General features: G+C 72.8%; 24 protein-coding genes. 13 read left to right on the top strand and 11 right to left on the bottom strand.

All coding sequences use genetic code 11. The features are described 5' to 3' along the window. Positions 1-16 precede the first annotated feature (16 nt). From ACFYZ3_RS35605 to ACFYZ3_RS35580, 6 genes are all read left to right on the top strand, one after another. A complete protein-coding gene (locus ACFYZ3_RS35605; RefSeq protein WP_388526729.1) occupies positions 17-1,474 on the top strand; it encodes a CitMHS family transporter in 1,458 nt (485 codons plus the stop codon). 39 nt (positions 1,475-1,513) lie between these two features. After that, a complete protein-coding gene (locus ACFYZ3_RS35600; RefSeq protein ID WP_388526726.1) occupies positions 1,514-2,797 on the top strand; it encodes an MFS transporter in 1,284 nt (427 codons plus the stop codon). A gap of 2 nt (positions 2,798-2,799) precedes the next feature. Further along, positions 2,800-3,000: a hypothetical protein gene (locus tag ACFYZ3_RS35595; RefSeq protein WP_388526719.1), complete on the top strand. Its 201-nt coding sequence runs from the start codon at positions 2,800-2,802 to the stop codon at positions 2,998-3,000. A 240-nt stretch (positions 3,001-3,240) separates the two neighbouring features. After that, on the top strand, positions 3,241-4,578 hold the full coding sequence (locus tag ACFYZ3_RS35590) for an ABC transporter ATP-binding protein (protein WP_388526717.1): 1,338 nt from the start codon (positions 3,241-3,243) through the stop codon (positions 4,576-4,578). Between the two features lie 122 nt (positions 4,579-4,700). Then, positions 4,701-6,089 (top strand): aldehyde dehydrogenase family protein, encoded by a 1,389-nt coding sequence (locus ACFYZ3_RS35585; protein ID WP_388526715.1) that lies wholly within the window; start codon positions 4,701-4,703, stop codon positions 6,087-6,089. A 23-nt stretch (positions 6,090-6,112) separates the two neighbouring features. Continuing rightward, positions 6,113-7,210 (top strand): Zn-dependent alcohol dehydrogenase, encoded by a 1,098-nt coding sequence (locus tag ACFYZ3_RS35580; protein WP_388526712.1) that lies wholly within the window; start codon positions 6,113-6,115, stop codon positions 7,208-7,210. Positions 7,211-7,810: 600 nt separating this feature from the next. Here the strand turns inward: ACFYZ3_RS35580 and ACFYZ3_RS35575 are convergent. The 3 genes from ACFYZ3_RS35575 to ACFYZ3_RS35565 all read right to left on the bottom strand — a co-directional run bounded on the left by ACFYZ3_RS35575 (position 7,811) and on the right by ACFYZ3_RS35565 (position 10,268). Next, entirely contained in the window at positions 7,811-8,785 is a 975-nt protein-coding gene (locus ACFYZ3_RS35575; protein WP_388526709.1) for a DMT family transporter, read from the bottom strand. A 63-nt stretch (positions 8,786-8,848) separates the two neighbouring features. Then, entirely contained in the window at positions 8,849-9,562 is a 714-nt protein-coding gene (locus ACFYZ3_RS35570) for an ArsR/SmtB family transcription factor (RefSeq protein ID WP_388526705.1), read from the bottom strand. A 64-nt stretch (positions 9,563-9,626) separates the two neighbouring features. Then, entirely contained in the window at positions 9,627-10,268 is a 642-nt protein-coding gene (locus tag ACFYZ3_RS35565) for a TetR/AcrR family transcriptional regulator (protein WP_109033612.1), read from the bottom strand. A gap of 89 nt (positions 10,269-10,357) precedes the next feature. Between ACFYZ3_RS35565 and ACFYZ3_RS35560 the strand changes: the two genes are divergently transcribed. The 3 genes from ACFYZ3_RS35560 (at position 10,358) to ACFYZ3_RS35550 (ending at position 12,616) form a co-directional block, all read left to right on the top strand. After that, on the top strand, positions 10,358-11,509 hold the full coding sequence (locus ACFYZ3_RS35560) for an acyl-CoA dehydrogenase family protein (protein WP_388526702.1): 1,152 nt from the start codon (positions 10,358-10,360) through the stop codon (positions 11,507-11,509). Positions 11,510-11,584: 75 nt separating this feature from the next. Next, complete coding sequence (locus ACFYZ3_RS35555) at positions 11,585-11,911, top strand: YiaA/YiaB family inner membrane protein (protein ID WP_388526699.1); 327 nt, start codon at positions 11,585-11,587, stop codon at positions 11,909-11,911. A gap of 60 nt (positions 11,912-11,971) precedes the next feature. Next, positions 11,972-12,616 (top strand): TetR/AcrR family transcriptional regulator, encoded by a 645-nt coding sequence (locus tag ACFYZ3_RS35550; RefSeq protein WP_388526696.1) that lies wholly within the window; start codon positions 11,972-11,974, stop codon positions 12,614-12,616. On the opposite strand, the gene ACFYZ3_RS35545 is transcribed toward ACFYZ3_RS35550, so the two are convergent. Then, positions 12,607-13,068, bottom strand: coding sequence for a MaoC family dehydratase (locus ACFYZ3_RS35545; RefSeq protein ID WP_361016038.1), 462 nt, complete (start codon positions 13,066-13,068; stop codon positions 12,607-12,609). The two genes, ACFYZ3_RS35550 and ACFYZ3_RS35545, sit on opposite strands and share 10 nt — an antisense overlap. A gap of 130 nt (positions 13,069-13,198) precedes the next feature. Here ACFYZ3_RS35545 and soxR point away from each other — a divergent pair, with 130 nt between their 5' ends. Further along, positions 13,199-13,726 (top strand): redox-sensitive transcriptional activator SoxR, encoded by a 528-nt coding sequence (soxR, locus tag ACFYZ3_RS35540; RefSeq protein ID WP_388526693.1) that lies wholly within the window; start codon positions 13,199-13,201, stop codon positions 13,724-13,726. 272 nt (positions 13,727-13,998) lie between these two features. Here soxR and ACFYZ3_RS35535 read toward each other — a convergent pair whose 3' ends face one another. Both ACFYZ3_RS35535 and ACFYZ3_RS35530 read right to left on the bottom strand, forming a co-directional pair. After that, positions 13,999-14,739 (bottom strand): 3-keto-5-aminohexanoate cleavage protein, encoded by a 741-nt coding sequence (locus tag ACFYZ3_RS35535; protein ID WP_388526689.1) that lies wholly within the window; start codon positions 14,737-14,739, stop codon positions 13,999-14,001. 105 nt (positions 14,740-14,844) lie between these two features. Beyond that, complete coding sequence (locus ACFYZ3_RS35530; RefSeq protein ID WP_388526687.1) at positions 14,845-15,447, bottom strand: hypothetical protein; 603 nt, start codon at positions 15,445-15,447, stop codon at positions 14,845-14,847. Positions 15,448-15,670: 223 nt separating this feature from the next. Here ACFYZ3_RS35530 and ACFYZ3_RS35525 point away from each other — a divergent pair, with 223 nt between their 5' ends. Beyond that, complete coding sequence (locus tag ACFYZ3_RS35525; protein WP_388526684.1) at positions 15,671-18,478, top strand: penicillin acylase family protein; 2,808 nt, start codon at positions 15,671-15,673, stop codon at positions 18,476-18,478. A 16-nt stretch (positions 18,479-18,494) separates the two neighbouring features. On the opposite strand, the gene ACFYZ3_RS35520 is transcribed toward ACFYZ3_RS35525, so the two are convergent. Continuing rightward, positions 18,495-19,763, bottom strand: a complete 1,269-nt coding sequence (locus ACFYZ3_RS35520) for an exo-beta-N-acetylmuramidase NamZ domain-containing protein (RefSeq protein ID WP_388526681.1) — start codon at positions 19,761-19,763, stop codon at positions 18,495-18,497. A gap of 172 nt (positions 19,764-19,935) precedes the next feature. On the opposite strand from ACFYZ3_RS35520, the gene ACFYZ3_RS35515 reads away from it, so the two are divergent. Together ACFYZ3_RS35515 and ACFYZ3_RS35510 are read left to right on the top strand one after the other, a co-directional pair. Beyond that, positions 19,936-20,706, top strand: a complete 771-nt coding sequence (locus ACFYZ3_RS35515) for an SDR family oxidoreductase (RefSeq protein WP_388526678.1) — start codon at positions 19,936-19,938, stop codon at positions 20,704-20,706. Between the two features lie 167 nt (positions 20,707-20,873). Next, complete coding sequence (locus tag ACFYZ3_RS35510) at positions 20,874-21,467, top strand: TetR/AcrR family transcriptional regulator (protein WP_102930292.1); 594 nt, start codon at positions 20,874-20,876, stop codon at positions 21,465-21,467. Positions 21,468-21,476: 9 nt separating this feature from the next. Here ACFYZ3_RS35510 and ACFYZ3_RS35505 read toward each other — a convergent pair whose 3' ends face one another. The 4 genes from ACFYZ3_RS35505 to ACFYZ3_RS35490 all read right to left on the bottom strand — a co-directional run bounded on the left by ACFYZ3_RS35505 (position 21,477) and on the right by ACFYZ3_RS35490 (position 24,567). Beyond that, entirely contained in the window at positions 21,477-22,691 is a 1,215-nt protein-coding gene (locus ACFYZ3_RS35505) for an acyl-CoA dehydrogenase (RefSeq protein ID WP_388526675.1), read from the bottom strand. 5 nt (positions 22,692-22,696) lie between these two features. Then, entirely contained in the window at positions 22,697-23,722 is a 1,026-nt protein-coding gene (locus tag ACFYZ3_RS35500; protein ID WP_388526673.1) for a phosphotransferase family protein, read from the bottom strand. A gap of 120 nt (positions 23,723-23,842) precedes the next feature. Then, the gene (locus ACFYZ3_RS35495) at positions 23,843-24,172 is read right to left on the bottom strand and encodes a DUF202 domain-containing protein (RefSeq protein WP_388526670.1); all 330 of its coding nucleotides are present in this window, start codon (positions 24,170-24,172) and stop codon (positions 23,843-23,845) included. Between the two features lie 2 nt (positions 24,173-24,174). Next, the gene (locus tag ACFYZ3_RS35490) at positions 24,175-24,567 is read right to left on the bottom strand and encodes a YidH family protein (RefSeq protein WP_388526667.1); all 393 of its coding nucleotides are present in this window, start codon (positions 24,565-24,567) and stop codon (positions 24,175-24,177) included. Between the last annotated feature and the right edge of the window lie 142 nt (positions 24,568-24,709).

Raw genomic sequence — 24,709 nt, 5'->3', positions numbered from 1 at the left:
CGTTAGGTACTCACTCATGCTGACCATCCTCGGCTTCGCCATGATCGCGACCTTCCTGGTCCTGATCATGATGAAGAAGATGTCGCCGATCGCGGCGCTCGTGCTGATTCCCGCGCTGTTCTGCGTGTTCGTCGGCAAGGGCGCCCATCTCGGCGACTACGTCATCGACGGCGTGTCCAGCCTCGCCCCCACCGCGGCGATGCTCATGTTCGCGATCGTCTACTTCGGTGTGATGATCGACGTCGGGCTCTTCGACCCGATCGTCCGGGCCATCCTGAAGTTCTGCAAGGCCGACCCGATGCGCATCGTCGTCGGTACGGCGCTGCTCGCCGCGATCGTCTCGCTGGACGGCGACGGCTCCACCACCTTCATGATCACGGTCTCGGCGATGTACCCGCTGTACAAGCGGCTGAAGATGAGCCTGGTCGTGATGACCGGCGTCGCCGCGATGGCCAACGGCGTGATGAACACGCTGCCCTGGGGCGGCCCCACCGCCCGCGCCGCCACCGCCCTGAAGGTCGACGCCACGGACATCTTCGTCCCGATGATCCCGGCCCTCGCCGTGGGCCTGGTCGCGGTCGTCGTCCTGGCGTACGTGCTCGGTCTGCGCGAGCGCAGGCGGCTGGGCACGCTGTCGCTGGACGAGGCACTGGAGCGCGAGCCGGAGACCGAGACGGTGCTGGTCGGTGCGGGTGCGACTACGGGGGCCGCCGGGGCGTCCGGTGTGCGTGCCGGTGCCGGTGCCGGTGCCGGTGCGGGTCGCGGTGCCGCGGGGGGCTCCGGCGAGGCGGGCGACCGGGAGGCCGAGTCCGGCGGCACGTCCGACGACGACTTCAAGGGCCTCGACCCGAACCGGCCCACCCTGCGGCCCAAGCTGTACTGGTTCAACGCGCTGCTCACGGTCGCGCTGCTCACCGCCATGATCATGGAGCTGCTGCCGATCCCGGTGCTCTTCCTGATCGGCGCCGCGCTCGCCCTCACCGTCAACTTCCCGCACATCCCGGACCAGAAGGCCCGCATCGCGGCCCACGCCGACAACGTCCTCAACGTCTCCGGCATGGTCTTCGCCGCCGCCGTCTTCACCGGCGTCCTCACCGGCACCGGCATGGTCGACCACATGGCCAACTGGCTCGTGGACACCATCCCCGACGGCATGGGCCCGCAGATGGGTCTGGTCACCGGCCTGCTGAGCCTGCCGCTGACGTACTTCATGTCGAACGACGGCTTCTACTTCGGCGTCCTGCCGGTGCTCGCCGAGGCCGGCCAGGCGCACGGCGTGTCGACGCTGGAGATCGCCCGCGCCTCGATCGTCGGCCAGCCGCTGCACATGTCCAGCCCGCTCGTCCCGGCCGTGTACGTCCTGGTCGGCATGGCCAAGGTCGAGTTCGGCGACCACACGCGGTTCGTGGTGAAGTGGGCCGTCCTGACGAGCCTGGTGATCCTCGCGGCGGGCATCCTGTTCGGCATCATCTGATCGTCAGAGATCATCGGATCATCGGAAGGAAACGCGATCATGGTGCCCGGTGGGAACCGCGGCTGGCTGCTCCGCCTCGTCATCGCCTTCGGTTTCGCGCAGGCCGCGGTGTCGATGGCCCGGCCCGCCGTCTCCTACCGGGCCCTCGCGCTGGGCGCGGACGAACGGGCCGTCGGTGTCATCGCCGGCGTGTACGCACTGCTGCCGCTGTTCGCCGCCGTTCCGCTGGGCCGCCGCACCGACCACGGCCGCTGTGCGCCGCTGCTGCCCGTCGGGGTGGTGCTCATCGCCGGGGGCTGCGCGCTGAGCGGCGCCGCCGGGTCCCTGTGGACGATGGCCCTGTGGAGCGGGGTCATGGGCCTCGGGCACCTCTGCTTCGTCATCGGCGCCCAGTCATTGGTCGCCCGCCAGTCCGCGCCGCACGAACAGGACCGCAACTTCGGCCACTTCACCATCGGCGCCTCGCTCGGCCAGCTGATCGGCCCCGTCGCCGCGGGCGCGCTCATCGGCGGCCCCGACATGGCCGGCAGCAGTGCGCTCGCCCTGGTGGTGGCGGGCGCGGGCGCGGCGGTCGCCTTCACCTCCCTGTGGCGCATAGAGTACCCGGGGGCCGCCAAGTCCCGTACGCAGCAGGGTGCGCGCGTGCCCGTGGGGAGCATCCTGCGCGCCCGGGGCGTGCCCGCGGGCATCCTGATCAGCCTCTCCGTGCTCTCCGCGACCGACATCCTCACGGCCTACCTGCCGGTGGTCGGCGAGCACCGGGGGATCTCCCCGGCCGTGATCGGCGTACTGCTCAGCCTGCGGGCCGCCGCGACGATCGCCTGCCGGCTCGTGCTGACGCCCCTGCTGCGGCTGCTCGGCCGCACGGTGCTGCTCACGGTCACGTGTCTGCTGGCCGCTCTGCTGTGCGCCGGGGTCGCGCTGCCGGTGCCGGTGTGGGCGCTCGCGCTGATGCTGGTCGTCCTCGGCTTCTGCCTGGGCGTCGGCCAGCCGCTGTCCATGACCACGGTCGTGCAGGCGGCCCCCGACGCGGCGCGCTCCACGGCCCTCGCCCTGCGCCTGACCGGCAACCGCCTCGGCCAGGTCGCCGCCCCCGCGGCCGCGGGCCTGATCGCGGGCGTCGCGGGCGTGGCCGCCCCCTTCGTGATGCTGGGCGCACTCCTCCTGCTGTCCTCGGGCGTCGCTCTGCGTTCGCCTTCGGCCGGCGCGGCCGGTGCGGCCGGTGCGGGCGGCCGGGCCGCCGGTCCCCGTAGTCCGGAGGTCGGGCAGGATGTCCCGGACGGGGCGGGCGACAGCCGGCCGTGCCGGGAGTCGAAGGGATGAGCATGATCCTGATGGTTCTGTCCGTCGTCCTGCTCCTCGTGGTCGGCGGCTGCGTCTGCGTCGTGTGGGCGGGCCGGGGCGGCCCGCCGTGGACGCGCGCGGTGGCGACGGCGACCCTGGCGGCGGGCGAGCTGGTCCGCACCTCCCGCCGCTCCGGCGGCAACCGCGGAGGCGGCGACCCGGACGGCTCGTCGGACGGCTGACGCGGCGGACGGCTGACGCGGCGGCCGGTCCCGGCATGATCACGTCGTGAGACGCCCCGCCCCCTGAATCCGGCCGTCCGCTTTCTCACCAGATGGACGGTCGCGTCGAGATGTCGTCGGGTGTCTTCCCCAGGCCGGGCACGGTCCGTTAACTTCCGTGACTCACACGCCCCGTACGACCCGCACGAGGGCGTCCGACCGCGGAGCACCAGAGCTCAGTGAGCCCCCGGGGGCACCTCCATGACACGCGCCATCTCCCTGCACGATGTGAGCAAGACCTACGCGCGAGGCGTCCGCGTGGTGGACCGGCTGTCGCTGGACATCGCGCCGGGCGAGTTCCTCGTCCTGCTCGGCCCCTCCGGCTGCGGCAAGTCGACCGTGCTGCGCATGATCGCCGGACTGGAGGAGATCACCGAGGGGGAGCTGACGCTGGACGGCGCGTACGCCAACGACCTGCTCCCCGCCGAGCGGCGGATGGCGATGGTCTTCCAGAACTTCGCCCTGTACCCCAACATGACCACCCGCGGGAACATCGGCTTCCCGCTGCGTGTCGAGGACCCGCAGACCGACCACACACCCCGCGTGGACGCCACCGCCCGCATGCTGGGCATCGAGGACCTCCTCGACCGCCTCCCCGCCCAGCTCTCCGGCGGCGAACGCCAGCGGGTCGCCATGGGCCGGGCCATCTCCCGCCACCCGACCGCCTTCCTGATGGACGAGCCGCTGTCCAACCTCGACGCCAAGCTCCGCAACCACCTGCGCGCCGAGATCACCCGGCTGACCCGGGAGCTGGGCGTGACCACGATCTACGTCACCCACGACCAGTCCGAGGCCATGTCGCTGGGCGACCGCGTCGCCGTCCTGCGCGGCGGCGTCCTCCAGCAGGTGGACACCCCGCGCGCCGTCTACGCCCTGCCCCGCAACGTCTTCGTCGCCGCCTTCATCGGCACCCCCCGCATCAACCTGCTGCGCGGCCTCGTGCGCGCCCCGCTGGACGGGGCGATGACCATCAGCCTGGGCAAGCAGTTCCTGCGCCTGCCCGAACCCCTCTCCCTGGACCACCAGCTGCTCCGCGTCCAGCAGGGCCGCGAGGTCATCGTGGGCCTGCGCTCGGAGGCCGTCCGGATCGCGAAACCCTCGTCCGCACGCCCGGGCGAGGTGCTGCTCACCGGGCTCGTGGAGCATGTCGAGTTCCAGGGCCACGAGGTGCTCGTGCACTTCAACACCGGTTCACAGCCGGCCGTCGTGCCCGACCTGGAGGCCCCGCGCCCGGCCGCCCGCCCGGTCAGGCGCCGCCGCCGCGACGGCACGGTCCTGGACCGGCTGCGGGAGCGGGCGGGCGCCCTGCGCGCCGGACCGGTGGTCGTCATGGACGAACCGGAGGAGCCCGAACCCGCGGTCGCCCCACCCGACGGCCGCCTCCCCGGCGACCTCATCGTCCGGACCACCCCCGACATCGACCTTCGCCACGGCATGCAGGTGCCCCTCCTCGTCGACCTCGCCCACCTGTTCGTCTTCGACCAGCACGGCGACCGGATCTGCCCCGCCCCGGCGCGGCTGCCGGACCTGGAGGAGTGATCACGTCGAGACACCGCACTCCGGGAGGGTGAGCCGCGCCACCATCGGGGGAGCCCCTGGTGCCGTAAAACTAACGGCGCTAGTTTGGGGTCGGACGACGAGGCCCGCCCGGAAGGAACCCGATGAAGGCACACGACGGCATGTACATCGACGGAGCCTGGCGCCCCGCCGACGGACGGGACACGATCGACGTCGTGAACCCGGTCGACGAGCAGGTGATCGGCAAGGTCCCGGCCGGCAACGCCCTGGACGTCGACACCGCCGTACGGGCCGCCCGCGCCGCCCTGCCGGCCTGGGCCGCCACCCCGCCCGCCGAGCGGGCGGCACGCCTGGCCGCGCTGCGGGACGTCCTGGTGGCCCGCAAGGACGAGATCGCCGAGACGGTCACCGCCGAGCTGGGTTCCCCGCTGAAGTTCTCGCAGGCCGTGCACGCGGGCGCCCCGATCGCGGTCGCCGGTTCCTACGCCGAACTGGCGGCGGCCCACGCCTTCGAGGAGAAGGTCGGCAACTCCGTGGTCCACCAGGAGCCGGTCGGCGTGGTCGGCGCCATCACCCCCTGGAACTACCCGCTCCACCAGATCGTCGCCAAGGCCGCCCCGGCGCTCGCGGCCGGCTGCACGATGGTGCTCAAGCCCGCCGAGGACACCCCGCTCGTCGCGCAGCTCTTCGCCGAGGCGGTGCACGAGGCCGGGATCCCCGCGGGCGTCTTCAACCTCGTCACCGGACTCGGTCCGGTCGCCGGACAGGCGCTCGCCGAGCACCCGGGTGTCGACCTGGTCTCCTTCACCGGCTCCACCGCCGTCGGCCGCCGCATCGGCGCCACCGCGGGCGCCGCCGTCAAGCGGGTCGCCCTCGAACTCGGCGGCAAGTCCGCCAACGTCATCCTCCCGAGCGCCGACCTCGCCAAGGCGGTCAACGTCGGCGTCGCCAACGTCATGTCCAACTCCGGCCAGACGTGCAGCGCCTGGACGCGCATGCTGGTCCACCGCGACCAGTACGACGAGGCGGTGTCGCTCGCCGCCGAGGCCGCCGCGAAGTACGGCGACCGGATCGGCCCCGTCGTCAACGCCAAGCAGCAGGCGCGGGTGCGCGGCTACATCGAGAAGGGCGTCGCCGAGGGCGCGCGCCTGGTCGCGGGCGGCCCCGAAGCCCCGCGCGAGCAGGGCTACTTCGTCAGCCCGACGGTCTTCGCCGACGTCAGCGAGGAGATGACGATCGCCCAGGAGGAGATCTTCGGCCCCGTCCTGTCCATCCTCCGCTACGAGGACGAGGACGACGCCCTGCGCATCGCCAACGGCACGGTCTACGGCCTCGCCGGCGCCGTCTGGGCCGGGGAGGAGGCCGAGGCGGTCGCCTTCGCCCGCCGGATGGACACCGGGCAGGTCGACATCAACGGCGGCCGGTTCAACCCGCTGGCGCCCTTCGGCGGCTACAAGCAGTCCGGCGTGGGCCGCGAACTGGGCGCGCACGGCCTCACCGAGTACCTCCAGACCAAGTCCCTCCAGTTCTAGCCCGCAGGGGAGCCGTCCACGTCATGGCCGTCCGTACCGCAGTCCGTGCCGCCGTCGTACCCGCCCTGGGGGCCCCGCTGGAGGTCACCGGCATCGAGCTGCCCGAGCCCGGCCCCGGCCGGGTCCGGGTGAAGCTCGCCGCCGCCGGGGTCTGCCACTCCGACCTGTCCCTGTCCAACGGCACCATGCGGGTGCCGCTGCCCGCCGTCCTCGGCCACGAGGGCGCCGGCACCGTCGTCGCCGTCGGCGAGGGCGTCACCCATGTCGCGCCCGGCGACGAGGTCGTCCTCAACTGGGCTCCGTCCTGCGGCGCCTGCCACGCCTGCTCGCTCGGCGAGGTCTGGCTGTGCGCCAACGCGCTCGCCGGCGCCGCCGACGTGCACGCCCGCCGCGCCGACGACGGCACCGACCTGCACCCCGGCCTGAACGTCGCCGCGTTCGCCGAGGAGACGGTGGTCGCCGCCGGCTGCGTCCTGCCCGCCCCCGAGGGCATCCCCCTCACCGAGGCGGCGCTGCTCGGCTGCGCCGTCCTCACCGGCTACGGCGCCGTCCACCACTCGGCGAAGGTCCGCGAGGGCGAGACGGTCGCGGTCTTCGGCGTCGGCGGAGTGGGCCTCGCCACCCTCCAGGCGGCCCGGATCGCGGGCGCGTCGAAGATCGTCGCGGTCGACGTGTCCCCCGAGAAGGAGGAACTGGCCCGCGCCGCGGGCGCCACCGACTACCTCCTCGCCTCCGACACCACCGCCCGCGAGATCCGCGCCCTCACCGGCAAGCAGGGCGTCGACGTCGCCGTGGAGTGCGTGGGCCGCGCGGCCACCATCCGCGCCGCCTGGGAATCCACCCGGCGCGGCGGCCGCACCACGGTCGTCGGCATCGGCGGCAAGGACCAGCAGGTCACCTTCAACGCCCTGGAGATCTTCCACTGGGGCCGCACCCTGGCCGGCTGCGTCTACGGCAACGCCGACCCCGCCCGCGACCTCCCGGTCCTCGCCGAACACGCCCGCGCCGGCCGCCTCGACCTCAGCGCCCTGGTCACCGAACGCATCGCCCTGGACGGCATCCCGGCGGCCTTCGAGAACATGCTGGCGGGCAAGGGCGGACGAGCACTGGTGGTCTTCTAGCCCGACCCGTGCGCCGCGCCCCGCCGGGCCGTCCACGGAACCCTCCCGGGCCGGGACCGGCCGTGTGACGGTCCGGGCGGGGTCTCTCGCGGGGCCGCCGGCACCCTGGACGGGGCCCGCGGCCTCCGAGCCCGATCGCCGCCATGGCGCGGAGCGGGGGACGCCTGGGCAACCTCTGGGGACCGGGCGGGCCCTGTGGCCGTACGGTGCCGACAAGGTCCGTGCCCGGGCGGAAGCCCCCCGTAGGCCGCGATGTCGGTGGGTCTCGGGCCTCCCCTGCAGGCGGGCCGGTGACAGAGGCGGCCCGGTCTCTCACGCCACGGCGCCGCGGACGGTCCGGGGCCCAAGGGGTGTCGTGTGGATCTTGCCGGGGTCGCGGGGTCCGGCACGCATCCGCGGAGTTGTCGTCGGTTGCCAGGGCACCGCCCCGGCGCCCTCCTCCGCCTTGCGGCTGCACGCTCGGCTTCTCCCCCACTCCCGACTGCGCTCGAGCCGGGGGACCCCCATGCGCGGGAGGGGCCCCGTCTCTCTCCCCCCCCCGCTCGGGTCGGCCACAAGGCAACGCAGGCTGCGGCCGGCCGCCTGATCCGAACGGCACCCCTAGGGCCGCCCCGCGTCCTCGCGCCGCGGCACCGCCGTGGGCTCGGCCCGGTCGGGGACCGCGGCAGGGCGCCTCCGCGAGCGGGACACCGCCACGCCCGCCAGGCACAGCGCTCCGCCTGCCAGGGTGAGCAGTCCCGGGACCTCACCCAGTGCCAGCCACGACATCAGCACGACCAGCGCGGGCACGGCGTACGTGGTCGCGCCCATGCGGCCGGCGGTCGTACGGGCCAGGGCGTAGGCCCACGTCGTGAACGCCAGCGCGGTCGGGAACACGCCCAGGTACACCATGTTGAGCGTGGCGGAGACCGGCGCGCCGGCCGCCTCGTGCACCAGCTGCCCGGCGAACGGCAGGCAGAGCACCGCCCCGACCAGGCACCCGAACGTCGTCACCTGAAGGGCGCTCGCGTGCGCCAGCGCGGGCTTCTGGGCCACCACCCCGCCCGCGTACGCCACCGCGGCCAGCAGGCACAGCACCACCCCGAACAGTGAGGAACCGCCCTCGCCGGACATGGACAGGCCCACGGTCACCGCACCGGCGAACGACACCGCCATCCCCGCCAGCAGCCGCGGCGGCAGCGCGTCGCCCAGCAGCTGGGCACCGAGCAGCGCGATGAGGATCGGGCCGACGTTGACCACGAGGGCGGCCGTCCCGGCGTCCACCTGCTGCTCGCCCCAGTTCAGGACGACCATGTAGAACCCGAACCACAGCAGCCCCGATATCGCGATCCCCCGCCAGGCGGACCGCGGCGGCAGCCCTTCCCCGCGCAGCAGCCAGATCACGCCGAGGGTCAGGGCCCCCGACAGCAGCCGGCCGAGCGCCAGCGCGCCCGGCGAGTACGCCTCGCCCGCGCTGCGGATGGAGACGAACGCGGACGCCCACAGCACGACGGTGACGGTGGCCGCGCCGGCCGCGAGCAGTTCGGGACGGCGGTGCCAGGGAGCGGCAGGGGAGGTGCGGGCAGTGCTCATCATGCTCCAGAGACTAGGCAGTGGAAGGTCGCTCCCACTGGCGGATTTCGGACCGGGAACCCGTGCTCAGCGCAGCGCCGCCGCATGGATGCCCAGCAGTTCGGACAGCGCCCGCTCACCCGACGGCGTCACCTTCACCGCCCGCTCCGACCCGATGCGCACGCACCAGCCCGTGTCCAGGGCGTGCCGGCACAGGGCGGCGCCCGCCACGCCCGCGAGGTGGGGACGGCGTTCCGTCCAGTCGAGGCAGGCCCGGGCCAGTGGGCGGCGACCGGTGGGCCGCAGCGGGATCCCGGCGGTGTCGAACCAGCCGAGCCCCGCGTCCGTGAGCGCGAAGCCGGTGTCCTGGCGCAGCAGCCCGCGTCCGGTCAGCGCGTCGGTGACCGCGATGCCGAGCCGTCCGGCGAGATGGTCGTAGCAGGTGCGCCCCCGGGCCATCGCCGAACCGGCGCTCGACGCCCGCAGGGTGCGTGGCCGCCGGTCCGCGGCCTCGGGCGCGACCTGCGCCGCCAGGTCCTCCACGAGCTGCGCCACCCGGTCGTCGGCCATCCGCACGTAACGGTGCCGCCCCTGCCGTTCCTCGGCCAGCAGCCCGCCCGCGACCAGCTTGCCCAGGTGCTCGCTGAGCGTCGACGCGGCGACCCCGGCGTGCCGGGCCAGCTCACCGGCGGTCCAGGCCCGCCCGTCCAGCAGGGCCAGCAGGCAGGCGGCACGCGTCTCGTCGGCGAGCAGCCCGGCCAGTCGTGCGAGGCCGGGAGCCCCGGCGTCCCTCTCGGTCATGCGTCCAGGATGCGCCACGCACGGTTCGGCGGGCGCCGAAGTGTCCGGGGAGCCCTCGACGGCCTCAGACGCCCTGTGCCACCTGCGCGTACTGCTGCGCCAGCCCGTCCAGGAGTGCCGTCAGGCCGGTCTCGAAGGCGCGCTCGTCGATCTTCTCCTGCTGCTCGGCCAGGAGGTGGGCCTGCTGGAGGTGCGGGTAGTCGGCGGGGTCGTAGGCGCCGGCGTCGTCCACGAAGCCGCCGGCGAAGGAGCCGAGCGCCGAGCCCATGATGAAGTAGCGCATCAGCGCGCCGATGGAGGTGGCCTGGGCCGGGGGCCAGCCCGCCCGGACCATGGCGCCGTAGACGGCGTCCGCGAGGTGCAGCGCGGCCGGTCGGCGGCCGGGGCCGTGGGCCAGCACCGGGACGATGTTGGGGTGGTCGCGCAGCGCCGTCCGGTAGGAGACGGCCCAGTCGTGCAGCGCGGTCCGCCACTCCCGGCCGTCCTCGAACATCGACAGGTCCACCTGCGCGCTGACCGAGTCCGCGACGGCCTCCAGGATCTCGTCCTTGGTGCGGAAGTGGTTGTAGAGCGAGGGTCCGCTGACCCCCAGTTCCGCGGCCAGCCGGCGCGTGGAGACGGCCGCGAGGCCCTCCGCGTCCACCAGAGCGCGGGCCGTCTCGACGATCCGGTCGGTGCTGAGCAGGGGCTTGCGCGGTCGGGCCATGGCGCACATAGTAGGGCTGCGAGCCGAAACTAGCAGTGCTAATTTAAATGTACGGCTTTCAAGATTTCTTTTCTGTGGGGTGACTCGGCATGAACCTGGAGCTCAGCGAGGAGCAGACCGCCGTACGGCAGCTCGCCCGGGACTTCGTGGAGCGTGAGATCGCCCCCCATGTCGTCGAGTGGGACCGTGCCGAGGAGGTGGACCGCTCCCTGGTGAAGAAGCTGGGCGAGGTCGGCTTCCTCGGCCTCACGATCGACGAGGAGTACGGCGGCAGCGGCGGCGACCACCTTGCGTACTGCCTGGTCACCGAGGAGCTGGGGCGCGGCGACAGTTCCGTGCGCGGGATCGTCTCGGTCTCCCTCGGCCTGGTCGCCAAGACCATCGCCGCCTGGGGCGACGAGGAGCAGAAGCGGCGCTGGCTGCCGGGGCTCACCTCCGGCGAGTACGTCGGCTGCTTCGGCCTCACCGAGCCCGGTACGGGGTCGGACGCCGGGAACCTCACCACCCGCGCGGTCCGGGACGGCGACGACTACGTCGTCAACGGCACCAAGATGTTCATTACCAACGGCACCTGGGCCGATGTGGTCCTGCTCTTCGCCCGCTCCACCGACGCCCCCGGCCACAAGGGCGTCTCCGCCTTCCTCGTGCCCACCGACACGCCCGGCCTGACCCGCCGCACCGTCCACGGCAAGCTCGGGCTGCGCGGCCAGGCCACCGCCGAACTGGTCCTGGAGGACGTCCGCGTCCCCGCCTCCGCGATGCTCGCGCCCGAGGGCAAGGGCTTCTCGGTGGCCATGTCGGCCCTCGCCAAGGGGCGGATGTCGGTCGCCGCCGGCTGCGTCGGCATAGCCCAGGCCGCGCTGGACGCGGCCGTGCGGTACGCGGGCGAGCGGGAGCAGTTCGGGAAGACCATCGCCCACCACCAGCTCGTGCAGGAGCTGATCAGCGACATCGCCCTCGACGTGGACGCGGCCCGGCTGCTGACCTGGCGGGTCGCCGATCTGATCGACCGCGGGCAGCCCTTCGCCGTCGAGTCCTCCAAGGCCAAGCTCTTCGCCTCGGAGGCCGCCGTGCGCGCCGCCAACAACGCCCTCCAGGTCTTCGGCGGCTACGGCTACATCGACGAGTACCCGGCCGGCAAACTGCTGCGCGACGCCCGGGTGATGACCCTCTACGAGGGCACCAGCCAGATCCAGAAGCTGGTCATCGGGCGTGCGCTGACCGGGGTTTCGGCATTCTGACCGCCGGGCCCTGAGTACGCGAACTGAGTACGACGGCGGATGTGGCGCGGGCCACATCCGCCGATCCTTGTCCCCATGAGCGACACACCGGTCAAGCAGCAGAACACGGCGGCCTTCTACGGGCAGGCCGTCGCCTCGTTCGCGGTGGCCATGGCCGCCACCGCCATCGGCATCTACCAGCTCCAGGCCGACGCCTGGGTGCGCGCCTTCCTCGCCATCGCCGTCCTGTACCTCGTCACCTCGGCCTTCACCCTGGCCAAGATCATCCGGGACCGCCAGGAGGTCGGGCAGATAGTGAGCCGGGTGGACCAGGCGCGGCTGGACAGGATCCTCGTCGAGCACGACCCCTTCCAGAAGCCCGGCGGCGCCCCCGCCGGACAGCGCCCCCAGAACCTGCCCTAAGCGCCCGCTCACCTTCGGCGGTATGGTGGTGCTCCTGTCACCGAGAGGGGCGAACAAGCGATGAGTACGGCGGCCGAGACGACGGGCGGCGACATCGAGCCGTGGGAAGAGGTCACGCCCGACGCGGCCCGGCGGCTCCTGGTCGCCGCCGTGGAGGCGTTCGCCGAACGCGGGTACCACGCGACCACGACCCGCGACATCGCCGGACGGGCCGGCATGAGCCCGGCCGCGCTCTACATCCACTACAAGACCAAGGAAGAGCTGCTCCACCGCATCAGCCGCATCGGTCACACGCGGGCGGTGGCCATCCTGCGCTCCGCGGCCCAGGGCGAGGGCGGTGCGACCGAACGGCTCGCCGACGCCGTGAGCTCCTTCGTCCGCTGGCACGCCGGGCGGCGCACGACCGCGCGGGTCGTGCAGTACGAACTGGACGCCCTCGGTCCCGAGGCCCGGGAGGAGATCCTCACGCTTCGCCGGCAGTGCGACGCCGCGGTGCGCGGCATCATCGACGACGGCGTGGCGACGGGCGAGTTCGACGTGCCGGACGTCAAGGGCACAACCCTCGCCGTGCTGTCGCTCTGCATCGACGTGGCCCGCTGGTTCAACGTGAACGGCCCCCGCACGCCCGACGAGGTCGGCGCGCTCTACGCCGACCTCGTGCTGCGCATGGTGGGTGCCGAACCGTCCGGGCCGGCTCAGAGGTAGTAGCGCGATACCGACTCGGCGACGCACACCGGCTTGTCGCCGCCCTCGCGCTCCACGGTGAAGGCCACGCTCACCTGGATGCCGCCCTTGACGTCTTCGACCCCCGTGATCGTCGCCGTGGCGCGCAGCCGCGAGCCGACCGGGACGGGGGAGGGGAAGCGGACCTTGTTGGTGCCGTAGTTGACGCCCATCTTCACGCCGTCGACCCGGATCAGCTGGGGCCCGAAGAGCGGAAGCAGCGACAGGGTCAGATAGCCGTGCGCGATGGTGCCGCCGAACGGGCCGGCGGCGGCCTTCTCCGGATCCACGTGGATCCACTGGTGGTCGCCGGTCGCCTCGGCGAACAGGTCGATCCGCTTCTGGTCGACCTCCAGCCAGTCGGTGTACCCCAACTGCTCGCCCACCGCCGCCTTCACCTCGTCGGCGGACGTGAAGATCCTCGGCTCTGCCATGTTCCGGCCTCTCTGCTCGCTCGCCCGGTGGGCTCGACTCTAAGCGACTGCTTAGCATGGTCGCCCGTAACGCCCCTGTCAACGGACCGGACCGGTCCGCGAGGGCGATCGGGTCGGTAGGGTTCGAGGGGTGCCTCAGATTCCAGAGAAGATCCAAGAGCTCACGGTCGGCCAGCTCGCCGCCCGCAGCGGCGCCGCGGTCTCCGCCCTGCACTTCTACGAGTCCAAGGGTCTGATCAGCAGTCGCCGCACCTCGGGCAACCAGCGCCGCTTCAGCCGTGACGCGCTGCGCCGGGTCGCCTTCGTCCGTGCGGCCCAGCGGGTCGGCATACCGCTGGCCACGATCCGCGAGGCCCTCGCCGAGCTGCCGGAGGGGCGCACGCCCACCGAGGACGACTGGGCCCGGCTCTCCGAGTCCTGGCGCTCCGAGCTGGACGAGCGCATCAAACAGCTCAACCGGCTGCGCGACCACCTCACCGACTGCATCGGCTGCGGCTGCCTGTCCCTGGAAACCTGCGTCCTGTCCAACCCCGACGACGCCTTCGGCGAACGCAGCGCCGGCTCCCGCCTGCTCGTGGAGCGCCGCGGCTCCACCGCCAGGGGCGGCCGAGCGCCGACCCGCGTCCGCGAGCCGGAAGTGCCGTGCTGCGGTGACTGACCGTGCGGTGACCCGGGCCGGGTCGTCGGCCGTCGCCGCCCCGGCGTGCTGCGGCGCCGTCGCCGGGGCGGTTGCGGGTCGAGCCGCGCCCGGGGACCGCAAGTGCCGTGCTGCGGTGACTGACCGCGCGGTGACCCGGGTGCGGTCGTCAGCCGTCGCCGCCCTGGCGTGCTGCGGCGCCGTCGCCGGGGGCGGTTGCGGGTCGAGCCGCGTCCGGGGATCGCAAGTGCCGTGCTGCGGTGACTGACCGTGCGGTGACCCGGGTGCGGTCGTCAGCCCTCGCCGCCCCGGCGTGCCGCGGCCCACTCCCGCGTCCCCGCGGTCACCAGCTCGGCGTTGGAGGCGGCGCGGGCGCCGTCCGGCAGGCACAGGGTGTCCTCCAGGCCGATCCGGGTCGCCAGCCCCAGCCGGCCGGCCAGGCGCAGCACGGGCCAGGCGCCGCCCTCCTCGCCGTGCAGCAGGACGGGGCGGCCGTGGGCCGTGCCGAGGCGGGCCAGCAGGGTGTGCGCGGACTCCCGCGCGGCCGCCGGGTCGCGGTCCGTCACCTCCGCCAGCACCCGCAGGACCTTCGGTCCGAGGGGTGAGCGCCGGAACAGGGTCGCCCCGTCCGTGCCGGACCAGACGCCCGCCTCCACCGCGACCCCGCGTTCGATCAGCGCGGCGGCGACCTCCTCGGCGCCCGGCTCGTGCCAGTTGACCGAGGCGTGGTCGGGCAGCACCGTCCAGCTCCGGATCCGCGCCACCCGGGCCGCGGGCTCCGGTTCGGCCCAGGCGCCCGTCGTGACGCCGACCGGCACCGACGCCGGGACCCGCGCCCTGATCGCCTCCAGCGTCGCCGCGAGCACGCGCGGGGACAGCGTGTCCCGCCCACACGGTGTCTTCGGGTGGACGTGGACGTCGGTGGCTTGGGCGGCGACCGCTTCGGCCACCGAGTCGGCGACCGCCTCCGGCGACACCGGCACCACGGCACCGTCGGCGCTCCCCCGCGCCCCGTTCACACACAGCTGCACCATTCCCCCATGGTGCCGGGCGCCACTGACGGCGCCCGGCGGACCCGGTGCCGTACCGTCGTACCGGCCACCGGGGGTGCGACATCCCCGGCACACCCCCGCGGCCGGTTACGCCGACATCAGCAACCGGCCCCGCCGGGCGTCCGCGCGCGCGTCGGCAGTGAGGACGGGCCGTGGCACGAGGATGCCGCAGTCCGTGCAGACCGGGCCCGTCGAGGGCTCGTGGTCCAGGTCGTACTTCCAGACGAGGCGCTCCCCGTCGCACACCGGGCACACGGCGCCCGGCTCACGCTCCAGCGCGGAGATCAGCCGGCGCAGCACCTCCGCCAGCGGTCCGTCGGGATGGACCCGGGGGTCGTCGCACCAGGCCACCCCGAACCCGCCCCAGGTCAGCCGGTGCCAGTCGTCCACGCTGCCCGGCCTGCGCAGCCCGTCGTGCTTCTCCTTCCTGCGTCGCTCGGCGAAGGCGACCTCGTAGGCCAGCCACACCGAACGCGCCTCCTCCAGCTCCTCCAGTGCGGCCACGAGCCGCGCTGGGTCGGGGGAGCGGTCCTCGGGACCGAACCCGGCCCGGGAGCAGAGATGGTCCCAGGTCGCCCTGTGTCCATAAGGGGCGAAACGCTCAAGGCACTTGCGCAGCGAATAGCGCCGCAGCGCCAGGTCGCACCGTGGATCGCGGACCTGTCTCGCCAGACTTCGGAAACCGGCCATCGCCCTGCACCTCCGTCACACCTGCACCTGTACTTGGGTCACTTCGGCGTCGTCGTACGGACGTCGCCGAATAGACGTATCGACAACCGATTCGGCTCCATCCGATTTCCGATGCCCCCCCATAAGCCGATCCACCCGCTCCAAAAAAGTGACGCATGTTCACCTTCCCACTCGGGGATACCGGCGGTAACGTCCCGCCACACCCCCGTCGGGAGGAGCTGCCATGCCACGGCGCACCCCACGCAACGCCCTCGACAGACTGAGAACTCCCCGCGGCTTCCACGGGTTCCTGAAGACCGCATCCGTATGCGCCCTCGTTGCCGGACTTTTGTCACCGCTTTCCCCGGCGATGGCCGCCGGGAACGCGACCCCTGAGGTCACGGCTGCCGCAGTGGCCCCCAACGACCACTGCGGCGGCCAGTGTTCCGACATCCTGCCGCCCGGCCAGAACGGCAACGCCACCCTGGCCCAGATCCTCCTCAACCAGGCCTTCGGCTCCCAGCCCGCGCACGCCGAGGACCAGCTCGGCCCCTACGCGAACCTCGCCACCGGCTACCAGGGCCTCACCAACGACAAGATCAACACCTTCTTCAACGACGCCTCCTTCGGCGTCCCCGACGGCCAGGTCGCCTCCACCGTCCGCCCCGCCGGACGCGGCGACGTGACCATCGTCCGCGACAAGAGGACCGGCGTGCCGCACATCACCGGCACCACCCGGTACGGCACCGAGTTCGGCGCCGGTTACGCCGCGGCCCAGGACCGGCTGTGGCTCATGGACCTCTTCCGGCACGTCGGACGCGGCCAGTTGACCCCCTTCGCCGGCGGCGCCCCCGCCAACCAGGGCCTGGAGCAGCAGTTCTGGCGCAGCGCCCCCTACACCGAGGACGACCTGGAGGCGCAGATCGAGAGCGCCGCCGCCAAGGCCGGTGAGCGCGGCGAGCTGGCCCTGGCCGACGTGGACGCCTACGTCGCCGGCGTCAACGCCTACATCGACGCCTCCGACAAGGGCCGCTACTTCCCCGGCGAGTACGTCCTGACCGGCCACAAGGACGCCATCACCAACTCCGGCACCATCGAGCACTTCAAGCGCTCCGACCTGATCGCGCTGGCCTCCGTCATCGGCTCCCTCTTCGGCGCCGGAGGCGGCGGCGAGGTCAACAACGCGCTCTCCCTCCTCGCCGCCCAGGAGAAGTACGGCGTCGCCGAGGGCACCGAGGTCTGGGAGTCCTTCCGCCAGCGCAACGACCCCGAGGCCGTCCTCACCCAGCAGGACGGCAGCTTCCCCTACCTGCCCACCCCGGACGACCCGCAGGGCCGCGCCCTGCCCGACGCCGGGTCGGTCGAGCCGGAACCGCTGGTGTACGACCGCACGGGCAGCGCGGGTGCGGCGAGCGCGACCGGTGCCTCCACGAAGGCGGCGGACACGGCCGTGACCTCGGCGCGGCGCGGCATGTCCAACGCCCTCGTCGTCAGCGGCGAGAACACGGCCAGCGGCCACCCGGTCGCCGTCTTCGGACCGCAGACCGGCTACTTCGCCCCGCAACTGCTCATGCTCCAGGAGATCCAGGGCCCCGGCATCAGCGCCCGCGGCGCCTCCTTCGCGGGCCTGAGCATGTACGTCGAACTCGGCCGGGGCCAGGACTACGCCTGGAGCGCCACCACCTCCGGCCAGGACATCATCGACACCTACGCGGTCGAGCTGTGCCAGGACGACCACCACTACCTCTACCGCGGCACCTGCACGCCGATGGAGAAGGTCGAGCGGCACAACGCCTGGAAGCCGACCGTCGCCGACTCCACCGCCGCAGGCTCCTACACGATGCGCGTCTGGCGCACCAAGTACGGCCCCGTCGAGTCCCGCGCCACCGTCGGCGGCAAGAAGGTCGCCTACACCACCCTGCGCTCCTCCTACCTCCACGAGGCCGACTCCATCATCGGCTTCCAGATGCTGAACGACCCGGACTACCTCAACAGCCCGGAGCGCTTCCAGGGCGCCGTCCAGCACATCAACTACACCTTCAACTGGTTCTACGCCGACTCCGAGCACACCGCGTACTACAACAGCGGCGACAACCCGGTACGGGCGAACGGCGTCGACGCCGAGTTCCCGGTCTGGGCCCGGCAGGCGTACGAGTGGCAGGGCTGGGACCCGGCCGACAACACCGCCCGGTACACCGGAGCCTCCGCCCACCCGCAGTCGGTCGACCAGGACTACTACATCTCCTGGAACAACAAGCAGGCCAAGGACTACCCGGCCGCCTCCTGGGGCAACGGCTCCGTCCACCGCGGCAACCTCCTCGACGACCGGGTGAAGAAGCTGGTCGCCGAGGGCGGCGTCACCCGCAGCGCGCTGGTCGGGGCGATGGCCGAGGCGGCTCTCGCCGACCTGCGGGCCGAGGACGTCGTGCCCGGCCTGCTGAAGGTGGTCGAGTCCGCCCCGGTGACCGACCCGGCGGTGAATTCGGCCGTGGACGGGCTGAAGGCGTGGCTGTCCGCGGGCGGCCTGCGCACGGAGACCTCGGCGGGCGCCAAGAAGTACGCCCATGCCGACGCGATCCGCACCCTGGACGCCTGGTGGCCGCTGCTGGTGAAGGCCGAGTTCGAACCGGGCCTCGGCACCGACCTGTACACCGCCTTCACCCGCAACCTGCCCGTCGACGAGTCCCCGTCCGCCGCCCACGGCCCGACCGGCGCCCACGCCGGCAGCGCCTTCCAGTACGGCTGGTGGAGCTATGTCGACAAGGACATCCGTGGCGTGCTCGGTGAGTCCGTCAAGGGTCCGCTGGCGCGTCCGTACTGCGGCGACGGCGACCTCGCCGCCTGCCGGGGCACCCTGGTCTCGACGCTCAAGGAGGCTGCGGGCCGTACGGCCGCCCAGGTCTACCCGGGTGACGACAACTGCTCCGCCGGGGACCAGTGGTGCGCCGACTCGGTGATCCACCGCACCCTCGGCGGCATCAAGCACGGCGGCATCAGCTGGCAGAACCGGCCGACCTACCAGCAGGTCGTGGAGTTCACCTCCCACCGGTGACCGGCCGGCCCGAGGGTCACCTGTAGAGCAGGTACTGGCGGCGTGTCCTTCGGAACGCCGCCAGTTCCCTCTCCCAGCCGTCCACCACCTCGTCGGTGTCCGCGCCCGCGTCGATCATCGTGCGCACCTGCGTGGAGCCGGTGAGCTTGTCGATCCAGTTGTCCGACCGCCAGGCGAAGCCCTCCCAGGACCGCTTCGCCGTCACCAGGAGGGCGATTCCGGTGCGCACCGGGTCGAACGCGGCCCGGTCGTGCACGTGGAGCTGCACGCCCCCGACGGTCTTCCCCTGGAACTTGGAGAAGGTGGGCGCGAAGTACGCCTCCCTGAAGCGCACACCCGGCAGGCCGAGTTCGTTCGCGGCGGCGGCCCAGCGCCCGTCGACGCCCTCGGCGCCCAGCAGCTCGAACGGGCGGGTGGTGCCGCGCCCCTCGGAGAGGTTCGTGCCCTCGAAGAGGCAGGTCCCCGAGTACACCAGCGCGCACTCCGGCGTGGGCATGTTCGGGCTCGGCGGCACCCAGGGCAGCCCCCAGGCGTCGTAGAACTCCGAGCGCCTCCAGCCCGTCATCGACACCGTCTCCAGCGGCACCGGCGACGGCAGGAACTCGCCGTTGAAGAGCAGCGCCAGCTCGGCGACCGTCATGCCGTGCGCCTGCGCGATCGGCTGCCGGCCGACGAAGGTCGCGAACTCCTTGTGCAGGATCGGGCCGAGGGCCGCCCGCCCGGTCACCGGGTTCGGCCGGTCCAGGACCACGAAGCGCTTCCCCGCGAGCCCGGCCGCCTCCATGCAGTCGAACAGCGTCCAGATGTAGGTGTAGAAGCGCGCGCCCACGTCCTGGATGTCGAAGACGACGGTGTCCACGCCGGACGCCGTGAACACGTCCGCGAGCGGCTGCCCGCTCTTCAGGTACGTGTCGTAGACCGGCAGTCCGGTGGCGGGGTCGTCGTAGCGGCCCTCGGAGCCGCCCGCCTGCGCCGTTCCGCGGAAGCCGTGCTCGGGGCCGAAGACGGCGGTCAGGTTCACCCGGTCGTCGGCGTGCATGACGTCGACGATGTGGCGCACGTCCCGGGTGATGCCGGTCGGGTTGGTGACGACGCCGACCTTCTGCCCGTCGAGCCGGGCGTAGCCGTCGTCGGCGAGGCGCTCGAAGCCGGTGCGCAGCCGGCGGCCCCCGCCGCCGCCCCCGTGGCCCGCGGGTGCCGCGTGAGCCGTGCCCGCCGCGGCGGCGGTGGTGCCGGCCGCCACCGCGGCCGTCGTGGCGAGCAGGTTTCGTCTGGACAGCGTCATGCGGTGACCTCCGTGATCGCGGCGGGTGTCATGCGCACGCACGCTAACCCCCACCCCGGGCCGCGGGGAATGGAGTAGACCGCGGTTCGCCTCTTCCGTACGACATACCGACTGGTTAGTCTGACGCTGCAACGGGGAGCGAGCCGTGCCCGAGCCATGTCGAAGGAGACCGATGGTGGAAGCCGTGCAGGACGCCGGAGTCGTCGTCACCGGGGCGGGAGGCGGCATCGGGGCCGCGCTGGCCCGCCGCTTCGCCGCCGAGGGGGCCAGGGTCGTCGTCAACGACCTGGACGCCGCCCGGGCGAAGGACGTCGCCGACGAGATCGGCGGCACAGCGGTCCCCGGCGACGCCTCGGCGATCGTCACCGAGGCCCGTGAGGCACTCGGCGGCACGGTCGACGTGTACTGCGCCAACGCGGGCGTCGGCTCCGGCGGTTCGGAGGCCGCGGAGGAGGCCGTCTGGGCGCTCGCCTGGGACGTCAACGTCATGGCCCACGTGCGGGCGGCCCACGAGCTGCTCCCCGACTGGCTCGAGCGCGGCAGCGGCCGCTTCGTCTCCACCGTGTCGGCCGCCGGGCTGCTCACCATGATCGGCGCCGCCCCCTACAGCGTCACCAAGCACGGCGCGTACGCCTTCGCCGAGTGGCTGTCCCTGACGTACCGCCACCGCGGGATCAAGGTGCACGCCATCTGTCCGCAAGGGGTGCGCACCGACATGCTGTCCGCCACCGGCAGCGCGGGCGACCTGGTGCTGCGGCCCACCGCGATCGAACCGGCGGACGTCGCGGACGCCCTGTTCCAGGGCATCGAGGAGGACCGCTTCCTGATCCTGCCGCACCCCGAGGTGGCCGGGTACTACCAGGCCCGGGCGGCCGATCCCGACCGCTGGCTGCACGGCATGAACCGGCTCCAGCGGCAGTGGGAGGAGACGACGGCCCGGTGACGCCCTCCCGGGTGCGCGCACCGGTCCGGGCCGCCCTGCCCGACACGCCGGGCACGGCAAGTGGGAAGATCCTCCGTCGGGAACCGCGTTCCCACAGGCATCAGGACGGACACTGAACGCACTGAACCCACAGAACGGACAGTGCAACGGAAAGGCAGGTGACGGCAGTGCCCAGGACCACGGACGGGGACGGCACTCCGGTGCCGCAGCGGCTCCTGGCCGCCGCCACCCGGCTCTTCGCCGAGCAGGGCTACGACCGCACCTCGGTACAGGAGATCGTCGAGGCGGCGGGCGTCACCAAGGGGGCGCTCTACCACTACTTCGGCTCCAAGGACGACCTCCTGCACGAGGTGTACGCGCGCGTGCTGCGCCTCCAGCAGGAACGCCTGGACGCCTTCGCGGACGCCGACGAGCCGGTCGAGAAGCGGGTGCGCGACGCCGCGGCCGACGTCGTCGTCACCACCATCGAGAACCTCGACGACGCGTCGATCTTCTTCCGCTCCATGCACCAGCTCAGCCCGGAGAAGAACAAACAGGTGCGCGCGGAGCGCCGGCGCTACCACGAGCGCTTCCGCGCGCTGATCGAGGAGGGGCAGCGGACCGGCGTCTTCACCAAGGAGACCCCGGCCGACCTGGTGGTGGACTACCACTTCGGGTCCATCCACCACCTGTCCACCTGGTACCGCCCCGACGGGCCGCTCAGTCCGCAGGAGGTCGCCGACCATCTCGCCGACCTGCTGCTGCGCGCCCTGCGCCCCTGAGGCGTCGCCTCACAGGTACTTCTTGAGCTCCCTGCGGGCCAGCGAGCGCTGGTGCACCTCGTCGGGGCCGTCGGCGATCATCAGCGTCCGCGCCCCCGCGTACAGCTCGGCCAGCGGGAAGTCCTGGCTCACGCCGCCCGCGCCGTGCAGCTGGATCGCCCGGTCGATGATGTCGACCACCGCGCGGGGCGTGGCGATCTTGATGGCCTGGATCTCGGTGTGCGCGCCCCGGTTGCCGACCGTGTCCATCAGCCAGGCCGTCTTCAGCACCAGCAGCCGCAGCTGCTCCACGGTGACCCGGGCGTCCGCGATCCAGTTGTGGACCACGCCCTGCTGGGCCAGCGCCTTGCCGAAGGCGTTGCGGGACACCGCGCGGCGGCACATCAGCTCGATCGCCCGCTCGGCCATGCCGATCAGCCGCATGCAGTGGTGGATCCGGCCGGGACCGAGCCGGGCCTGGGCGATGGCGAAGCCGCCGCCCTCCTCGCCGATCAGGTTCGACACCGGCACGCGCGCGTGGTCGAAGGCCACCTCGGCGTGGCCGCCGTGGTAGTGGTCCTCGTAGCCGAAGACCTGCATGGCGCGATTCACCGTCACCCCGGGCGTGTCGCGCGGGACCAGCACCATCGACTGCTGGCGGCGCACGTCCTCGCCGTCGGGGTCGGTCTTGCCCATCACGATGAAGATTTTGCAGTCCGGGTTCATCGCCCCGGAGATGTACCACTTGCGGCCCGTGACGACGTACTCGTCGCCGTCGCGCTCGATGTGCGTGGTGATGTTCGTGGCGTCCGAGGAGGCCACGTCCGGCTCCGTCATCGCGAACGCGGACCGGATCTCCCCGGCGAGCAGGGGCTCCAGCCACTGCTTCCGCTGCGCCTCGTCGGCGAACTGGGCCAGCACCTCCATGTTCCCGGTGTCCGGCGCCGCGCAGTTCGTCGCGGTCGGCGCCAGCTGCGGGCTGCGGCCGGTGATCTCGGCGAGCGGGGCGTACTGGAGGTTGGTGAGGCCGGCGCCGTGCTCGGCGTCGGGCAGGAACAGGTTCCACAGGCCCTGGCGGCGGGCCTCGGCCTTGAGGTCCTCCACGACCTGCGGGGTGTCCCACGGGGAGGCGAGGCGGGCGCGCTGCTCGTGGGCGACCTGCTCGGCCGGGTAGACGTACTCGTCCATGAAGGCGAGCAGCTTGGCGCGGAGTTCCTCGGTGTGTGCGTCGTACGCGAAGTCCATGCGGGTCAGCCCTTCTGAAGGGTGGTCAGGCCGTGCTCGATGAAGACGGGGACGAGGTCGCCGATGCGGTCGAAGCCGCGGCCGACCGTCTGGCCCAGCGTGTAGCGGTAGTGGATGCCCTCCAGGATCACGGCGAGCTTGAACCAGGCGAACGCCGTGTACCAGGCGACCGTGGAGACGTCGCGCCCCGAGCGGGCGGCGTACCGCTCGATCAGCTCGGCGGGGGCGGGGTGGCCGGGGGCCTGGGCGGTGGTGGAGACGGGGGAGTCGGGCATGCCGAGCGGGCTGCTGTACATCACCAGCAGGCCGAGGTCGGTCAGCGGGTCGCCCAGTGTGGACATCTCCCAGTCGAGGATCGCTCGGATCTCGTCGCCCTCGCCGCCGATCAGGACGTTGTCGAGGCGGTAGTCGCCGTGTACGACCGTGGGGGCGGGGGAGCGGGGCAGCTCCCGGCCGAGGGTGGCGTGCAGCTCGTCGATCCCGGCCAGGTCGCGGTTGCGGGAGGCGTCGAGCTGCTTGGCCCAGCGGCGCAGCTGGCGGTCCAGGAAGCCCTCGGGGCGGCCGAAGTCCGCGAGGCCCACCTCGGCCGGGTCCACCGCGTGCAGCCCGACCAGGGTGTCGACGAGGTTCAGCACGGCGGCGCGGGTGCGCTCGGGGCCGAGGGGGGCGAGCTGTTCGGCGGTGCGGTACGGGGTGCCGTCCACGAACTCCATCACGTAGAAGGGCGCTCCCAGCACCTCCTCGTCCTCGCACAGGAGCACCGGGCGCGGCACGGGCACGTCGGTCGGGTGCAGGGCGCGGATGACGCGGTGCTCGCGCCGCATGTCGTGGGCGGTGGCCAGGACGTGGCCGAGCGGGGGGCGGCGCACCACCCAGCGGGCGGTGCCGTCGGTGACGGCGTAGGTGAGGTTCGACCGTCCGCCCTCGATCAGCCGGCCGGACAGCGGGCCGGTCACCAGGCCGGGCCGCTCGCGATCGAGCAGGACGCGCAAGCGGTCGAGATCGAGTCCGGGCGGGTGGTCGGGGCTCATCGGCTCTCCCTGGGACAGGTGAACAGTACCCGACATATGATGCCGACCGGTCGGTATGCCGTCCAGTGGGCGGGCGGAACGTGATCGGTGTTACGGGGGCGGGCCGTGGGCCTCGTGCCCTCAGAGCACGAGGAACGCCCCGCAGGCGGCGAGGGCGAGTGTGCACAGGGCCGCGGCGGCGGCGTGCGGCGGGGTGAGGGCCCTGGGTCGGTTGGCCGAGGTGAGGGTGCGGATGCGGCCGTGGGCGATCTGGAGGAAGGCCAGCCAGAGGACGCCGCACAGGGAGGCGGCGAGCACCGGGACGGCCGTCGCACCGCCGTGCAGCGCGGTCTTCGCGGCGAGCACGGCGACGACCGTGCCGGACAGGGTGGTGCGGCGCCAGGCGAGCCGGGTGCGCTCGGGCTGGAGGCCGGGGTCGCGGTCCTGGGGTGTCGCGTCGGCCCCGCTCACGGTCAGCCCTCCCAGCCGACGAGGACCACGACGACCATCACCACGGCGACCACGGCCACGACCAGGCCGAGCAGCGCCGGGAAACGGGAGACGGGCAGGTCCTCGCCCCGGCGCATGGCGCGTTCGCAGCGCGCCCAGTGGTTCACGGCCCGCAGCGAGCACAACACGCCCGCGGCGAGCAGCGCGAGCGCGAGGCCGACCCGCCAGCCCCAGCGCAGGTCGGGCAGGAACTGATCCACCGCGAACCCGCCGCCGATCAGGGCGAGGGCGGTACGCAGCCAGGCCAGGAACGTACGCTCGTTGGCCAGCGAGAACCGGTAGTCGGGGGTGGTTCCCTCCCGCCGCACCTCCGCAGGCACGAACCACAGCCGAACGCTCCGCACGAATCCGATCATCCCGGGACCCTATCCGGCACCCGCCGCGAGTGCCTGCGGCGGCCTGCGCGGGTTCGGTGGGGGTGCGCGTGGCGCGGTGCGTGCGGTGGTGGGTCGGGGCCGCGCCGGGGGGTGTCCGTCCTCGGAACGGCGCGAAATCGGT

This window comes from Streptomyces sp. NPDC001599, from assembly GCF_042893535.1.
Lineage (GTDB): Bacteria > Actinomycetota > Actinomycetes > Streptomycetales > Streptomycetaceae > Streptomyces.
This window is presented reverse-complemented; position numbering and strand designations above follow the sequence as displayed.

Excerpts from the sequence above, each read along its gene's own strand:
- ACFYZ3_RS35605 (WP_388526729.1), top strand. The coding sequence starts at position 17 with ATGCTGACCATCCTCGGCTTCGCCATGATCGCGACCTTCCTGGTCCTG.
- ACFYZ3_RS35600 (WP_388526726.1), top strand. The coding sequence starts at position 1,514 with ATGGTGCCCGGTGGGAACCGCGGCTGGCTGCTCCGCCTCGTCATCGCC.
- ACFYZ3_RS35595 (WP_388526719.1), top strand. The coding sequence starts at position 2,800 with ATGATCCTGATGGTTCTGTCCGTCGTCCTGCTCCTCGTGGTCGGCGGC.
- ACFYZ3_RS35590 (WP_388526717.1), top strand. The coding sequence starts at position 3,241 with ATGACACGCGCCATCTCCCTGCACGATGTGAGCAAGACCTACGCGCGA.
- ACFYZ3_RS35585 (WP_388526715.1), top strand. The coding sequence starts at position 4,701 with ATGAAGGCACACGACGGCATGTACATCGACGGAGCCTGGCGCCCCGCC.
- ACFYZ3_RS35580 (WP_388526712.1), top strand. The coding sequence starts at position 6,113 with ATGGCCGTCCGTACCGCAGTCCGTGCCGCCGTCGTACCCGCCCTGGGG.
- ACFYZ3_RS35575 (WP_388526709.1), bottom strand. The coding sequence starts at position 8,785 with ATGATGAGCACTGCCCGCACCTCCCCTGCCGCTCCCTGGCACCGCCGT.
- ACFYZ3_RS35570 (WP_388526705.1), bottom strand. The coding sequence starts at position 9,562 with ATGACCGAGAGGGACGCCGGGGCTCCCGGCCTCGCACGACTGGCCGGG.
- ACFYZ3_RS35565 (WP_109033612.1), bottom strand. The coding sequence starts at position 10,268 with ATGGCCCGACCGCGCAAGCCCCTGCTCAGCACCGACCGGATCGTCGAG.
- ACFYZ3_RS35560 (WP_388526702.1), top strand. The coding sequence starts at position 10,358 with ATGAACCTGGAGCTCAGCGAGGAGCAGACCGCCGTACGGCAGCTCGCC.
- ACFYZ3_RS35555 (WP_388526699.1), top strand. The coding sequence starts at position 11,585 with ATGAGCGACACACCGGTCAAGCAGCAGAACACGGCGGCCTTCTACGGG.
- ACFYZ3_RS35550 (WP_388526696.1), top strand. The coding sequence starts at position 11,972 with ATGAGTACGGCGGCCGAGACGACGGGCGGCGACATCGAGCCGTGGGAA.
- ACFYZ3_RS35545 (WP_361016038.1), bottom strand. The coding sequence starts at position 13,068 with ATGGCAGAGCCGAGGATCTTCACGTCCGCCGACGAGGTGAAGGCGGCG.
- ACFYZ3_RS35535 (WP_388526689.1), bottom strand. The coding sequence starts at position 14,739 with ATGGTGCAGCTGTGTGTGAACGGGGCGCGGGGGAGCGCCGACGGTGCC.
- ACFYZ3_RS35530 (WP_388526687.1), bottom strand. The coding sequence starts at position 15,447 with ATGGCCGGTTTCCGAAGTCTGGCGAGACAGGTCCGCGATCCACGGTGC.
- ACFYZ3_RS35525 (WP_388526684.1), top strand. The coding sequence starts at position 15,671 with ATGCCACGGCGCACCCCACGCAACGCCCTCGACAGACTGAGAACTCCC.
- ACFYZ3_RS35520 (WP_388526681.1), bottom strand. The coding sequence starts at position 19,763 with ATGACGCTGTCCAGACGAAACCTGCTCGCCACGACGGCCGCGGTGGCG.
- ACFYZ3_RS35515 (WP_388526678.1), top strand. The coding sequence starts at position 19,936 with ATGGTGGAAGCCGTGCAGGACGCCGGAGTCGTCGTCACCGGGGCGGGA.
- ACFYZ3_RS35505 (WP_388526675.1), bottom strand. The coding sequence starts at position 22,691 with ATGGACTTCGCGTACGACGCACACACCGAGGAACTCCGCGCCAAGCTG.
- ACFYZ3_RS35500 (WP_388526673.1), bottom strand. The coding sequence starts at position 23,722 with ATGAGCCCCGACCACCCGCCCGGACTCGATCTCGACCGCTTGCGCGTC.
- ACFYZ3_RS35490 (WP_388526667.1), bottom strand. The coding sequence starts at position 24,567 with ATGATCGGATTCGTGCGGAGCGTTCGGCTGTGGTTCGTGCCTGCGGAG.